Raw genomic sequence first — 14283 nt, forward strand, 5'->3', positions numbered from 1 at the left:
GCTCGTGGCCGCCTTACCCCCAGTGCGCCGCGCGAGGCGTCCCGCGTCAGCATTTCCGCAGGTCAACGGCCCTTTTGTGCCATGGTCGGGGTGACAGGATTTGAATGCGACACGCAGCGTTAGAGAAGGGATCGACTGGAGCCCTCCACCCGGCAGAGGGTGCGCCCCCTGTATGATGAAGTGGGACATAATAGAAACTCCTTTTAGAAGAAGCTTGGAACCGGACAGTTTGGCGACTTGGTGGTTCAGAATCATCCAAAGCTTCTGGAGAGGCGCTCACTTGGCGGTGGGCGCCTCTTCTTGTCTCCATGACTCCATAGGTCGTTGCTTATCAGGCCGCCCTTAGCGCATGTTCGTTGGTGCTCTGCGCTTGCCCTGGCAGAGACTCTGTGGGTGATTGCCCGCTAGGGTCGAAGGTCCACGATGGACATGCCTCCTTCGGGTCTAGTCATGGCCGCCGACTATGCAGTCCTTCGCGCTTGTATCGATGAACAGCACGCTATGTGCGCTTGCTTTCGTTGCGATTGGCCAGATCAGGGGCAGCTGGAATCGACACAGCAGAGAAGGGCACCATCTCCTCACGCGTGAAAACCCTTCGATATCCTCGCCAACGTCCGGGTCCGTAGCAGCACAACCGTGGCCTTAGAACTCGACCGCGAGGGCTCCAGCGCCCATCCGTCTCTAAAGACGTCGGTTGACGCTGGCGTCGCGAAGTAGAGGTCCGGGCTCAAACTCGAACCCTGACCTCGGTGGCGAGATGCGTGCTCCTCATCCACTGTGCCGACACCCAACGTTGTCTACTTGGACAGAGCCCCAACAATCTTCGCGATGTTCTTGGCGCCATGTTCGGCCACTCGTCCGTGTCCGAGCACGTAACCCGCCGCCGTGTCAGCATCCAGCAGGCCTGCAGCTACAACTGCACGGAGGGCGGACTTCGCGTGGGACCTCTCGCGGGAACCCGTCCAATTGTTGTTTCCGGTGAAGAAGAGCGTTCGGTTCAGGGCGGCGCGTGCCTCGGGAGCCAACAAGTCTTCTGCCACGTGTAGGCCCGTGATGTCAGTGGCACCGGTGGCCGCGGCCCAGCCGTGCAGCGGAAGAGTCACCGACTCGATCACCAGAAGCGACGAGCGGCGCGCCACCTCCATCGCCATGCGGAGAGAACGCGCATCCGGGTACAGACACAGAACAGGAGTCTGCCTTGGTTTTGATCGGTCCAACGGATATGTGCAGCCATGTCGGCGGATCAAGTCGGAAAAAGGTGGAGAGAATCCATCGGCGGCCTTCTTTGCGTTGATGAAAACAACTGGCTCCTGATTCGCGGCGTCGGCGCGTTCCACGAGCCAATCGACCGCACTCTCTTCTAAGGTCTCCAGCTCGGGATAATTAGTATCGTTGTTCGGCAACCAGGCGAGGTGGTCTACAAAGGACCGGTTTTCGATCGTGTTCAAGGACGTTATCTACCTCTCATGGGATGGCGGGACTAGTAGTTTTCGGCGACGTACGCGTAGGCATGGTCGAAAAGATCGCCTTGGATCGGCAGGCCGTAGTGGGAAAGGACCTGACGGATGGAGTCGCGGACGCGACGGTCACCACTGCGGGTGGCCACCCAGTTCTCCCATGATGAGCTGACGGAGCGAACGACGTCATCGATCTCAGTGACTACCCGGTCCAAGACAATAGGGGTCCCTTCGGGCTTGTACTCCAGGAAAATCTGAGTCAGCGCGCCGATTTTGGGGTTGGGCAGCAGATTTAGTCCGGAGGTGCCTGCGGAGTCTTCGGCTTTCTCAGCGACGGTGAAGTCCTTGGCAATTTCGAGCGCGGCCTTCAGGACTTCGATGCTGTCACGCGCCTGTGTGACCCGCCGTTCCCGAAGCCGTTCCAACCGCTCGGCAATTGAACGGTAAACCTGATGGTCTCCGTTTGCTCCGTCCAGCCTCTTCTTGAGCCGGTTCGCGATGTTGTCAATGACTTCCGATGCCGACACCGAGATGGTCTCCCCCGAACCCGTCTCGGGGTCGAGGATCCCCGTCTGGATAAGCTGTTCGATTGTGTCTTGGTCGGCGATGATCAGGTCAACGCCCGCCTTGTCGATGGTGACGTCACCTATGTGACCGTGGACGAGTTCAAGGGTCTTGGCGCCGAGCCTCATCCACAGCAGTTCCGCGGTGGCGGTTGACGGGGTGAGGGTGGCGTAGATCTTGGCGAGCCACGTGTAGTCGGCTTGGTGGTTCTCGAGCCGCAGGTTGGGCCACGCAGCCTCCCAGAGGCCTTGGAGCATTCCGAACTGGGCAACGAAAGAGGCGATCTCGTCCTCATTCGGTAGGCGCTTGTCGGCTTCCGTCAGCGCGGCGTGCGTGAAGTCCGTCCGATCGATCCCAACGAAGCGAACCAGTGTTGCCTTGAGCTCGGATTCGAACTGGTCGACGAGGACTTCTGCATCTATTTCCTTGCGCGCGTGCTCGGGGTTGGCGGGACTCATGGCACGGGCGAAGCCATCTCCGAGTCCGACGTAGTCCACCACCAGACCATGCAGTTTTTCCTGGCCATTCGCGGGGTTGCGCCAAGTACGGTTCGTACGTGTGATCGTCTGAAAGAGCGTGTGTAACTTGAGGGGTTTGTCCAGGTACATGACCCCTTCGATGGGAGCATCGAAGCCAGTGCCGAGCTTGGATGTGACAATCAGGAATTTGAGGTTGTCACCGTACGCGCGGAAGCGGTCTAAGACCTCTTCTTCTTCTTGGTCTGTCAGCCGGAAGGCATTCCAGTCTGTGTCGTCCTTGCCTCGAATCGACATCACGACGGCCGCCTCGTCGGCAAACTCGGCACCAGCGCGTAGGGCCAACTGCCGTGTCAGCTCTTGGTGATAGTCGGCGCAGAGGCCTCGATCGAACACAACGATCTGGGCCTTCATGCCCAACGGGTCGATAGTTGCATAGAAGTGCTCGATGATGTCGGCGCAGACCTTCTCGACGCGCTTGGGGTTGGCGAAAAAAGTGCGGGTGCGGGTCGCCCGAGTCGCCAGAAAGTTCTTGGCAGCTTCGTCCAGGCCTTCCTCTTCGGCCAGGTCGTCGAACGCGCGGTCTAACTCTTCCTTACGGACGTGGAAATCCACCAAACGGGGCGCAACATGGATGGGCACAGTGGTGCCGTCCGCGATGGACCGGTCCGAGTTGTAGGTGTTCATCGCGTGCCCGGGGTCGTCGGGATCCCCAAACATGGCGAAGGTGTTGCGGTCGTCGTCCGCGATGGGAGTGCCAGTAAACCCGAAGAACCGCGCGTTGGGGAAAGCCGCGCGTAAATGTTGGCCCAGTTGACCTTCCTGGGTGCGGTGGGCTTCGTCGACCATCACGATGACGTTGTCACGGGCGCTTAGTGTTCCGGCATTCTTGAACTTGTGGACGGTTGAAAAGATCACTCCTCGGCGGTCTTGGGCCAACAACTCACGCAGCGCCGGTGCGTCACCGGGCGCCTCCAGGGATGGCATGCCAGCGCGCAGGAACTGGCCGTACATCTGGGAGACGAGCTGGATGCGGTCGGCGATCACTATGACCGTTGGGTTGCGCAGTGCCGGTTCGTTGACGAGTTTCACTGCGGCGAAGAGCATAGCCAGCGTCTTGCCGGACCCCTGGGTGTGGTGAATGAGCCCTTGACGCTTGGTTCCGTGAAGCGCCCGCTCGTGGATGGCGGCAACGGCCTCGACCTGCGGATAGCGTGGCACCCTCTTGATGAGGAGTGGTTGGCCTCCCGGTCGCTTCACGGTTTCGAACACGGTGAACTCGTTCACGACGGAAAGGACGGTTATCGGCGCGAGCAGCAGCTCCACACTGCGCTTTACCCGGTCCCAGCCTGACAGCTGGACGTCGTCTTCGGTGGACCCCCACACGCCCCACGAGTCGATGCGTTGACCAACAGCCCCGTAGTGGAGCTCGCGGCCGTCGGTGGCTACCGAGAAGGCGTTCGGCACGAAGAAGCCTGGGCAGCCGGTCTCATAGACGTCATGAATGTCTTTGGCGCCGTTCAACCAGGTGATGCGTGCATCCATGCGGGTCTTGGTTTCGATGACAACGAGAGGGAGCCCGTTCACCCACAACACAAGGTCGAACCGAGCGGAAGCATTGGGCGTGCCGAAGGTGACTTCGTCCGAGACGATGAACGAGTTCCTCGACGGCGTGCTGAAATCGATCAGGTGCACCGGACGGTGATTGACCACTCCACGGAACTGGTAAGATTTTCGGCCGCGGACCCAGTCCATAAAGGCTTGGTTCGACTGGACTGTACCGTCCTCCCGGGCGGAGAGGATCCGGCGCTGCAAAATGGTGAGGATCTCGTCCGCGCGGGACGGGTCTTCCGCGACGAGGGGGTTCAGTTGGGCCAGGGAGGCTGCCGTCTCACCGCGAAGCAGCGTGTCCTCCGTATTGCGGTCCAGCTTGTGACCTGGCACGTGCTTCCATCCCACCTGGACCAGAAGCTCCAGGATCGGTCTTTGCACTGTGTTCGCCTCGTTGAAGCCCACCACGTTCATCCCCCTCAGGATATTTCTGTACCAGTCACCATACGCATTATCTGGTTATCCCCACGCGTTTATGTGAGAACTTGTGCTTCGGCGATGTCCATGAACTCGTTGTAGGATTCCGGAATTATGTGACTTCCGAACTGCAGCACAGAAAGCAAGTCAGTCCGGAGGGTGCGCAACGATCGCACGGTTGCCCTGGCCGCGTCGTGCGCCTGCATCGCGGCGTCAAATAGATTGGCCCACTCGGTCTGTGTAGCAAGGGCCATGACGGGCACAGGAAAACGTGCCAACGTCGTCTTGCTAATTGATGCGATACCGGTTGTTTGTGTTCCGTAGGTTTCAAACCAGCTCTGACCAAACGAGTTTGCCCAGGCCGAGACGAACTCGGGAACGAACGCTTGAGCCGTTACCCGGGCGCGAAAGACATGGTTCTGGTGGATGCAGTCGGCGATTTCCCCTCTCCACACTGCCCCCCTCCCTAGCTTGTCCTTATCCCCGCCTTCGTTCATAACGAGGTCGCCGGGTTGCAGGCGCAGTTGTTCTAGCTTGGCCGGGCTCGTCCTGATCGTTGCCACTTCCTCAAGGTCGAGGTGCCGCCTGTGGACGTTGGCGACGCGGAGGTATGGCACTTCGACAAGATCATCACGCTCCAAGTCCTTCTTGTTCTTCGTCAAGCCTCCGCTAATATCCGCGATCTGACCGAACTCAATAGTTTCTTGTCCCGAGACTTCAGATTCGAGGTGACGGGAAAGTCGCCACCACAACGCGTCAGCAGCTTGGGCCTGCTCGTCCGCGGCATCGACCGTCGCATCCAAGGCTCCGACCAAGTCCACTATCCGTCTCTGCTCTTCGACGGGCGGGACGTTGACCGAGATGTTTGAAAACCTCTTCCATGGCAAACTCCGTCGGCGGTTGACACTTCCCTGCGCCATGTTCCCGTACTCGTTCAGCATTGCGGGGCTTCTGAGCAGCAGTTCGAAGTACCGCGCGTCGTGGTGAGTGCTGGTCCATCGCAGGATGGTGTACATCGGGCTCACCACACCGGAGAAAGCATGCCTGTTCCGGGCAATAGATCCTTCATCGATGTGGATCGTCGAGTATGCCCAGTCATCACGGCCCAGAACTTTGTAGCCATCCAATGCTGCTGATGCAACGCGCCTGCCGTGATAGTCCGACCCGAGGACAACGCCGTGGTACTTCGAGATGGCGAAGACGGGTGGTTCCTCAACATGCTCGCCGAGTCGAAGATTGCTGACCGCGAATACTTCGCTCAGTAGAACCGTTTCCCACTCAGAGTTCAAAACCGGCCGCCTTTAACTTCTCAGCGAGGACGTCCTCCACGGCAGCGAGGCGTTCACGCGCCTCCTTATAAACGATTAGTGCTTCTTCGACGTTCGTCTCCGCCACGGTTTCGTTCTTAAGATACCGCCCGATGCTCAGATCGAACCCGTTATGCTCAATTTCTGAAAGGTCGACGAGGCGTAGGCTCAGCCCGTCGTCTCCAGCGATGTCCACGCCGTGCTTATAGGCGGTATCAACGATATTGATGTCATCCTCGGACATGGTGTTTTGGTTTTTACCCGGCACGAATCTCTTGGAAGCATCAATGAACAGGACCTTGTCGTCCCGCGCGGCTGTCTTGGTCCGACGAAAGACCAATATGGCCACTGGGATAGATGTCGAGTAAAAGAGGTTGTTTGGCAGGGAGATGACGGCCTCGAGAACGTTGTCACGCAAGACCGCCTCGCGGACGGCTGCCTCTTTACCTCCCCGGAAAAGAGTGCCGTGGGGCATTACGACGCCGACCCTCCCAGTGTCTTCTTTCATGGACGCGATCATGTGCCCAATCCACGCCCAGTCTCCGTTCTTAGCTGGAGGGATTCCATAGTTGCCGCGGCCGTACGGGTCGGTTGCCCAGGCCTCGGCGCCCCAGTTCTGCAGACTGAACGGCGGGTTAGCGATGACGATGTCGAACTTGCGCAGCCCGTCACCGTCCAGAAGCTTCGGCGTGCGGAAAGTGTCGCCACGGGCGATCTGGAAGTCCTCGAGCCCATGGAGGTAGAGGTTCATCTTCGCGATCGCCGAGGTGGTGAGGTTGATCTCCTGGCCGTGCAGTCGCAGGGTAAGCGGGTTTCCGCCCGCTTCCTTCACGGCGGTAACCGTCTCGACGAGCATGCCGCCTGAGCCGCAGGCGGGGTCAGCGATGCTGTCTCCGGGCTTCGGTTCGAGCAGCTTCACCAAGAGGTGAACGACGTGCCTGGGCGTGAAGAACTCCCCGGCCTTCTTGCCGGATGCCTCGGCGAATTCGCGCAGGAGATATTCGTACGCGGATCCCAGCATGTCGCCACCGACGGAGTCGGGATCTAGGCGTACGCCGTGGAAAGTATTGAGCAACGCCGTCAGTGCCGACTGGGGCAGCCTGTCCTGGTTGGCCCAGTTCACGTCGCCGAAAACGTTGGCAAGGGATTCAGGGTTGGCGAGCTGCAGCTGCTGAAGCACCTGGTCGAGTTTCGCACCTGTGTGCTGGGTCGCTTCGAAGACGTCGGTCCAGTGGCACCCGTAGGGAACGACAAAGGCGTGGCGGTCCGCTTCGACTTCCGGCGTCAACGAGGCGCCGTAGTCCTGGATAGCCAACTTGTGCTCATAGTCCCAGTTGTCGCTGATCCATTTGAAGAACATGACGGGGAAGACATAGGCCTTGAAATCTCCAGGGTCGACAGGTCCGCGGAGCGCGTTTGCGGCGGCCAACAGGGTGGATTCAAGCTGTTGCTGGGTCATGTGTCCCGGATCGACTGGTGCGAGCGTCAATGGTGTCCGTTCGTTGTTCTGGTAGAGCGTCGCCTGGCGTGCGAAGCCACCTACACTCTTTCATGACTCGCTCGGGACGGAAGGCCAGTACAGAAGGACAGGAGAAGCGGATTTCGTTCCTGAGCGGTGGATCCCGATACAGCGGCGTGGCACAAGCGCGCGGCGCCCTAAAGCTTGGATCATGAGGGCACTATGATCTCAAAGGTTGTCATCAACGGGTATCGCAAGTTCCGCCGTTTCTCCATCGCGCCCGATCCCAGGACGAACATTATCGTCGGTGACAATGAGACCGGTAAATCCACCTTGCTGGAAGCAATCACCTTGGCTCTCAGTGGACGCATTGACGGGCGCTGGGCGAACGAGGAGCTCAACCCGTATTGGTTTAACGCAGACGACGTGCGGGAGTACTTCGCTGCATACGCAGAGGACTCCCAGACGGCCCCGCCGTCAATCAGCATCGAGCTCTACTTCGATTCCAGGGACCCCGAGGTGCAGCGAATGCGCGGGGTCCACAATTCCTTGAAGATGGATTGTCCCGGCACCAAGCTCGAAGTTTCCCGCAGCCTTGATTACGAAGAGGAGTTTGCGTCCTTCATGGCAGACAAGGAGCGACCCGACGTTCTGCCGATTGAGTACTTCGAGGCAGAGTGGAGAGACTTCAATGACCGACCGCTGCGCCGCCGACCGACGGCTCTAGGGCTCTCGGTGATCGATTCACGTACGATTCGTTCCAAGGCGGGAGTCGACCACCACACGCGCGAGATCCTGGACTCTTTCCTCGACCCGAGAGAGCGGGCGGCGATCTCGGTTGCCCACCGCAAATCACGTCAGGAGATGGCAACTACGGCGCTCAGCAGCCTCAACATGAAGATCCGTGAGGGTTCCGAAGCCATTCACGACGCTCCCCTCGGCTTGACGATGGACCAATCTGCTCGGGCTTCGTGGGAGGCCGGTGTCGTGCCTCAGGTCGACGGCATTCCTTTTGCCATGGCCGGGCAGGGTCAGCAAGCCTCTATCAAGGTAGCGCTAGCGATGAAACGGCGCGCTGAGTCTGCCCGCATTGTGCTGATTGAGGAACCAGAAACGCACCTTGCCTATAGCCGCCTACAGAGGTTGCTCGCCCGCGTTGAAACCCTCGCTGGGGAGAGCCAGCAATTGTTCGTCACGACCCATAGCTCGTTCGTTCTCAACCGCCTTGGTCTCGATAAGTTGATCTGTATGCACGGTGACACTCCCAGTAGAATCACCGAGCTAGGTGAGGACACAGTTTCTTACTTCAAGCACCTCTCGGGATACGACACCCTGCGGCTTGTCCTGGCGGACCGGGTGGTCCTCGTTGAAGGACCGTCCGACGAGATGATCTTTAAGCGAGGCTACTTCGACAAGTTTCGGAAGTATCCCGAGTCCGACGGTATCGACGTCATCTCGATGAACGGAATAACCTTCAAGCGCGCACTTGAGCTATGCGCTCGACTCGACCGGGACGTGGTCGCACTCCAGGACAACGACGGCACTCCAGCTGCCGAGATAATCGAGGAGCTCAGCGAGTACACGTCGACGAACCGAGCGATGTTTGTCGGAGAGCCAGCTCTGGGTGCGACGCTTGAACCACAGCTGATCACGGTTAACGGCGTCGAGAACATGCGAAAAATTCTGAGTCTGCGTCCCCGGGACAACCCGGAAACGTGGATGCCCAACCATAAGACCGAAGGCGCTCTGAGGATCCTTGAGTCGCAGGAGTCAGTCGCCATACCCGCCTATATCAACCAGGCGATCGAGCACTTTGCGTGAGCCGTGCGATCTTGGCGGTGGCCGGTGGACGCAAGACCCAGACGATCGTTGACGATTGCCGGTCGCACCCAGAAGGACGCCGGATCCTAGTGATCGGCTACACCACAGCAAGCCAAGACGAACTCGCCACTCGGATTCGAGCTGCTGGTGTCCATGGTCGTGACGTAGAGGTGATGGGTTGGTTCACCTTTCTTCTCCAGCATCTCGTCCGCCCCTACCTTCCCCTTCTCTACGACGGACGTAGGTTGGCTGGTCTCAATTTCGATGGCGATCCTGGCCGCTACGCGACAGGGCCAGGGCGGTTTCTCGACGGCGACAACCGCGCCTACAAGCTCCATCTCGCCAAGCTCGCCCACGATGTTTCGAGTGCGAGCAATGGCGGCGCGATCGACCGCTTGGAGCACATTTACGACGATATCTACATCGATGAGGTGCAGGATCTCGGCGGATGGGACCTGAATCTCGTGGAATCCCTTCTCAAGTCGAAGCTGGCGGTGACCATGGTCGGTGACATGCGTCAGGCGTTGCTCTCTACCAACATCCGAGATCCAAAGAACCGGCAGTACCGCAGAGAGAAGATCTTCGCCTGGTTTCAGTTGATGGAAAAGAGGAAGCTCCTTACGATCGTGCAGGAACCCACGACATATCGTTCCAACCAGAACATTGCGACATTCTCGGATTCCATCTTCGATCCAGCCCTCGGCTACGCACCGACGATCTCTGCATCCACAGATTCGCACCCGCATGTCGGCCTCTTCACCGTCAAAGAATCCGACGCCAGTGATTACGCCGAGAGGTATAGGGCGTTATGCCTCCGACACAGCAAAGCAGTGGCCGGGCATCTGGATCTCCCTTTCTTTACCTTCGGTGCAGCAAAGGGTCGCACTGTTGACCACGTGCTGATCTACCCAACAGCGAAAGTGCGTGAGTTTCTCAGAAGCGGAGTTCCGCTTGACGGCCTTACTGCTTGTGCTCTCTACATCGGTGTTACTCGCGCCAAACACAGCGTCGCATTCGTTACCGACGCACAGCTTCCCAACCTCACCCCTTGGCAAGGGCGAGATGCGGCAAGTGGTTGAGGGTACGTTGTTCCAAGGAATGAGTGTCCGCGGCTCCGTTGTTGACCATGGTGCGCTTGTTGTCATTGCCCGTCGGAGTTGTACGCGTCGGTCTGGGCGCCTTGACTCTATTGTGGATTCGGCTGCCTTAATCTGAGACTATCCAGGAGTGAAATGAACCGGGAACGGGACGACGAACGAGCGGCGAAAGTAATCCTGGAGGAAGCTATGGGATTTGAGCTCGAACATGCTGATACCAACGGCGGAGTCGATTACATCTCGACGGACGGAATTCACGCTGTCGAGGTCACCCGCGTCACAGACGGCGAGAGACGCGCCGCATGGGGTGCCTTCAGGAAGTCTCCAGCTGCTGAAACTTCCCACAGAGGCCTCAATACCTGTTGGGTTGCATTCGTGTCCGACACTCACCCCAATGTCAAAGGATTACGCCAGAAACTTCACTCATGGCTCGTAGATCTCGAGCTGGCGGGGCAACAGGACTTCGATCGTAATGCGGCCACTCGGCACGTCATTGAGTTGGGGCCGCTATCGCACGTCTATCGACCCTTACTGGCTGCTGAAATCGAGAGGGCCTCTGCGGTACCTCACCCCGTGCACAGGGAAGCGCATGACCATAGGGTCTACCTAACGCTCGGAAGTGGTGGGAGTTCCTCAGGTAGTGACGAGGCGCTCGTGTTGCTAGGCGAGACGTTGAGTGAGAAGACGGACAACCCCAAAAAGCTCCAAGAGTCTGGCGCCCAGCGCCGCCACTTGTTTGTCTGGCTGGATGACGCGACTCGCTCCGACATTGCTCGTCCGCTCAGCAGAGACGCGCCGTCGTGGGATATTTCTGATTATGGCCTGCCATCGCAGGCGCCTGATCTCGACCCAGCAGTAACGGACCTGTGGGTCGTCCATGAAGGTTCCCGGTTGGGTTGGGGCTGGAACGGTGAAACTTGGCGTGAACTGCGTGGCTCCTAACCGCTAGCCACCGTCCTGGGGGCGTCTAACCCCCGTCACAGGATCCTCGTCTCTATTTTGCAATGGCCTTGACCGATCGAGTGACCACTAGGTCGATACTCACCATGGTGCGCATTGCCGGCCGCAGTTGAAGTCGCCTCCCGGCACCGAGATACTACCGGCTGCTACGCACGCGTGTCGTTCCGGACGTGGTGAACGCTGATGGACCGCCCTGAAGTCGACGAACTCCCTCGCCCGACACGACCGTTCTTGTCTTTAGCTCCGCTCACTCAGTCGCTAGCCGACTGATTTTTCAGGTCTCCTTACAACAACCCCGAACCATCGAAAGAACAGCCGGGTAGAACCGGTCCAGGCCCCCGGCCAAGACCGCCAGTGTCGGCGCAGGCCGGGTTCCGCTCCAGGTGCCGGAAGCGGCGCTGGCCGCCGATCCCGGCCCCGGGCGCGAGCCTGAGACCGGCGCTGAAGCCGCGCGCAGAGCGGCCCTGTGCGCGGCGGCATCAACGCCGTAGGCGCCGCCAGAGACCACGCAGAGCCCGGTCTGCACCAGATCCTGGGTGAGTTCCGCGGTGATCCGGATGCCGTAGTCGGTGACTTCCCGGGATCCCACGATCGCCACGGCCCGGGTCGGCTCCGGGAGTCGACCCAGCGACTGGGACGCGATCTCCTCCGCGCCGCCCCGGAACCAGAGCGCCACGGGGGCAAGCGGGCCCAGGTCACGCAGCTGCGCAGGCCAGGTGGGATCCTCAGGGATCAGCAGGCCCCCGCCGAGCCTGCTCATCGTGGCGAGATCGGCAGCTCCGCGCAGCTGCCCGCAGCGGGTGCGCCATCGCTCGAGCCCGACGCGCAGGTCCTGCTGCCGAGGTCCGAGCCCCGCCGATTCGGCGGCCTGTGCCAGAGCGTGACGCTCCGCCACGGACGGGGGATGCTCTGAGGTGATCAGCGCGTGGAGGTGCTGGGCCCTGAAGGTCTCCAGAGCGAGCCCGGCCAGCAGGTCTCCGGGTTCGATCAGCCGGGACAGCTCTGCCCGGATGATCCGTTCTTTCCGGGAAGCAGCCCTCGGTTGGCCGGGGGCGGGATCTCGTTCCATAGGTCCTCCTGGGTTCAGGTCTTGTGAGACCGCTGCCGCAGCTGCAGGGCAGCGTCGACCTCATCGGCCCCCGGTCGGTCGTTGTGCATGAGGTCGGCGATGGTCCAGGCCAGTCGCAGGACGCGAAGATATCCCCGCAGCGAGATCGCGGCCCGGTCCAGCGCGGCGTCGATGTGCCGGGTGGCACCGGCGGGCAGCCGCAGATCTCCGGTCAGCAGCTGCATAGGGGCCTGGGAGTTGGTGCGCAGGCCCCACAGGCGGAGGCGCTCGCGCTGTGCGCCTCGAGCGTCCAGGACTCGGGCGCGGACGACCGCGGAGCTCTCCCCCGGCGGTCCCAGTGCGTCGGCCGCTGATCGCGGCCGGTCGACCTGAATCTGCAGGTCGATCCGATCCAGGAGCGGACCGGAGAGGCGCGCCATGTAGTTGCGGCGCTGAGCCACCGAACACCGGCAGCCTGTCCCGGCACCGACGTTGAGCCCGCACGGGCAGGGATTGGCCGCGAGGACCAGCTGAAAACGGGCCGGGTAGGTCACGCTGCCGGCGGAGCGGTGAAGTGAGATCCTTCCGGTCTCCAAGGGCTGGCGCAGGGCGTCCAGCGCGTGGCGCGGAAATTCGGGGGCCTCATCGAGGAACAGCACTCCCCGGTGTGCGCGAGTGACGGCACCGGGCCGCGCGATCCGCGCTCCGCCACCGACGATGGCTGCCATCGAGGCACTGTGGTGTGGGGCCTGGAACGGCGGTGTGCGTCGCAGCCTGGTCACGGTGCGGGGTTCTGCCGAGATCGACTCGATGGCGGTGGCTTCCATCGCCGCCTGATCATCCAGCGGCGGCAGTATGCCGGACATCCGCTCGGCCAGCATGGTCTTGCCGGCACCGGGAGCGCCGATGAGCAGAAGGTGGTGGCCGCCGGCGGCCGCCAGTTCCAGAGAGAACCGGGCCTCCTGCTGACCCCGGACCTCTGCCAGGTCAGGCGCCGGGTCGCAGGAGAGCGGCCTGCCGTCGTCGACCTCGCCACGGAGATCAGCAGAACAGACCTGCGGCGACCGGGCCGGCTGCGAAGGATCCACCAGAACAGGCGCCTCCAGAGAACGGTCTGCGGACCACCGTTCGAGCCCGGGAGCATCGCGCACCAGTGGTTCGAGCGCGGCGGAGGCGAAAGAAGCCGCCGCCTGCCGAACATGAGACCCGGCAAGGACCTCCATCCCGGGCACCAGGGCGGCCTCCTGAGCGTTCTCCTGGGCGACCACCACAGTCTGCGCGCCGGCAGCCTGTGCTGCCGCCACCGCGGGCAGCACACCGCGGACCGGTCGCAGCCGCCCGTCGAGACCCAGCTCCGCAAGGAAGACGACCTCGGACGTGCGGTGGACCCTCCCGTCTGCAGCCCAGGCGCTGATCAGGATGGCGAGGTCGAGCACCAAGCCGGATTTGGGCAGCGAGGCCGGAAGCAGGTTGACGGTGAGCCGGCGGGCGGGCAGATCGATCCCGGTGTTCTTCGCCGCCGATCGGATCCGGTCCTGGCTCTCACGCATCGAGGCATCCGGCAGGCCCAGCAGGATGAACCCCGGAAGCGCCCGCCCGATATCGGCCTCCACCTCGATCAGATGCCCATCCATGCCGAAGAGCACCACCCCGCGGGCCCGACCCATGCTCATCAGCTCACGTCCTTGAGGTGCTCCAGCCGATGGATCAGATGCTCCTCGGCGTGCGCCGCAGCCGCTCCGCTGAGCAGCACCGCGACGACGTCCACGCGTCGCGGAACCTGGAGGCACTGCTGGCCGACGCAGTATTCCAGCAGCAGCCGGTGCAGCCGCGCGAGCTTGCGCCCGTTGACCGCTTCGAAGGGGTGCCCGTATCCGATGCCCCGTCGGGTCTTGACCTCCACGGCGACCAGGTGGGCCCCGTCCCTGGTGATCAGGTCCAGCTCACCGTGCGCGCCGCGCCAGCGCCGCTCCAGGATCTGATGTCCCTGTCGGCCCAGATAGTCGGCCGCGATCTGTTCCCCGACCATGCCGGTGACGTCCTTGGCTCGCATTCGCGCTCCTCTC

Annotated in this window: 10 protein-coding genes; 3 read left to right on the top strand and 7 right to left on the bottom strand. The window is 61.2% G+C overall.

Going from position 1 to position 14283, the window contains the following annotated elements:
• Positions 1–797 precede the first annotated feature (797 nt).
• From LTI14_RS04340 to LTI14_RS04355, 4 genes are read right to left on the bottom strand one after another with little or no spacing between them, the layout of a single operon-like run.
• Positions 798–1448: a hypothetical protein gene (locus LTI14_RS04340; protein ID WP_241475907.1), complete on the bottom strand. Its 651-nt coding sequence runs from the start codon at positions 1446–1448 to the stop codon at positions 798–800.
• 32 nt (positions 1449–1480) lie between these two features.
• The gene (locus LTI14_RS04345) at positions 1481–4522 is read right to left on the bottom strand and encodes a type I restriction endonuclease subunit R (protein WP_241475908.1); all 3042 of its coding nucleotides are present in this window, start codon (positions 4520–4522) and stop codon (positions 1481–1483) included.
• 59 nt (positions 4523–4581) lie between these two features.
• Positions 4582–5814, bottom strand: a complete 1233-nt coding sequence (locus tag LTI14_RS04350; protein WP_241475909.1) for a hypothetical protein — start codon at positions 5812–5814, stop codon at positions 4582–4584.
• A complete protein-coding gene (locus tag LTI14_RS04355; RefSeq protein ID WP_241475910.1) occupies positions 5804–7291 on the bottom strand; it encodes a class I SAM-dependent DNA methyltransferase in 1488 nt (495 codons plus the stop codon). Before LTI14_RS04355 ends, LTI14_RS04350 begins: the two co-directional genes overlap by 11 nt.
• 222 nt (positions 7292–7513) lie before the next feature.
• On the opposite strand from LTI14_RS04355, the gene LTI14_RS04360 reads away from it, so the two are divergent.
• The 3 genes from LTI14_RS04360 to LTI14_RS04370 all read left to right on the top strand — a co-directional run bounded on the left by LTI14_RS04360 (position 7514) and on the right by LTI14_RS04370 (position 11151).
• Positions 7514–9112, top strand: coding sequence for an ATP-dependent nuclease (locus LTI14_RS04360; protein WP_241475911.1), 1599 nt, complete (start codon positions 7514–7516; stop codon positions 9110–9112).
• Positions 9109–10191, top strand: a complete 1083-nt coding sequence (locus LTI14_RS04365) for an AAA family ATPase (protein ID WP_241475912.1) — start codon at positions 9109–9111, stop codon at positions 10189–10191. The genes LTI14_RS04360 and LTI14_RS04365 overlap by 4 nt, the downstream gene beginning before the upstream one ends.
• A 153-nt stretch (positions 10192–10344) precedes the next feature.
• Positions 10345–11151 carry a hypothetical protein gene (locus LTI14_RS04370; RefSeq protein WP_241475913.1) on the top strand — a complete coding sequence of 269 codons (807 nt, stop codon included), beginning with the start codon at positions 10345–10347 and terminating at the stop codon, positions 11149–11151.
• Positions 11152–11443: 292 nt separating this feature from the next.
• Here LTI14_RS04370 and LTI14_RS04375 read toward each other — a convergent pair whose 3' ends face one another.
• From LTI14_RS04375 to LTI14_RS04385, 3 genes are read right to left on the bottom strand one after another with little or no spacing between them, the layout of a single operon-like run.
• Entirely contained in the window at positions 11444–12238 is a 795-nt protein-coding gene (locus LTI14_RS04375; protein WP_241475914.1) for a DNA-processing protein DprA, read from the bottom strand.
• A 14-nt stretch (positions 12239–12252) separates the two neighbouring features.
• The gene (locus LTI14_RS04380; protein WP_241475915.1) at positions 12253–13890 is read right to left on the bottom strand and encodes a YifB family Mg chelatase-like AAA ATPase; all 1638 of its coding nucleotides are present in this window, start codon (positions 13888–13890) and stop codon (positions 12253–12255) included.
• Complete coding sequence (locus tag LTI14_RS04385) at positions 13890–14270, bottom strand: YraN family protein (RefSeq protein ID WP_241464919.1); 381 nt, start codon at positions 14268–14270, stop codon at positions 13890–13892. Before LTI14_RS04385 ends, LTI14_RS04380 begins: the two co-directional genes overlap by 1 nt.
• Positions 14271–14283: the final 13 nt, after the last annotated feature.

Origin of the sequence: Nesterenkonia sp. YGD6 (assembly GCF_022565895.1) — a bacterium.
Lineage (GTDB): Bacteria > Actinomycetota > Actinomycetes > Actinomycetales > Micrococcaceae > Nesterenkonia.

Excerpts from the sequence above, each read along its gene's own strand:
- LTI14_RS04355 (WP_241475910.1), bottom strand. The coding sequence starts at position 7,291 with ATGACCCAGCAACAGCTTGAATCCACCCTGTTGGCCGCCGCAAACGCG.
- LTI14_RS04345 (WP_241475908.1), bottom strand. The coding sequence starts at position 4,522 with ATGAACGTGGTGGGCTTCAACGAGGCGAACACAGTGCAAAGACCGATC.
- LTI14_RS04380 (WP_241475915.1), bottom strand. The coding sequence starts at position 13,890 with ATGAGCATGGGTCGGGCCCGCGGGGTGGTGCTCTTCGGCATGGATGGG.
- LTI14_RS04370 (WP_241475913.1), top strand. The coding sequence starts at position 10,345 with ATGAACCGGGAACGGGACGACGAACGAGCGGCGAAAGTAATCCTGGAG.
- LTI14_RS04360 (WP_241475911.1), top strand. The coding sequence starts at position 7,514 with ATGATCTCAAAGGTTGTCATCAACGGGTATCGCAAGTTCCGCCGTTTC.
- LTI14_RS04375 (WP_241475914.1), bottom strand. The coding sequence starts at position 12,238 with ATGGAACGAGATCCCGCCCCCGGCCAACCGAGGGCTGCTTCCCGGAAA.
- LTI14_RS04385 (WP_241464919.1), bottom strand. The coding sequence starts at position 14,270 with ATGCGAGCCAAGGACGTCACCGGCATGGTCGGGGAACAGATCGCGGCC.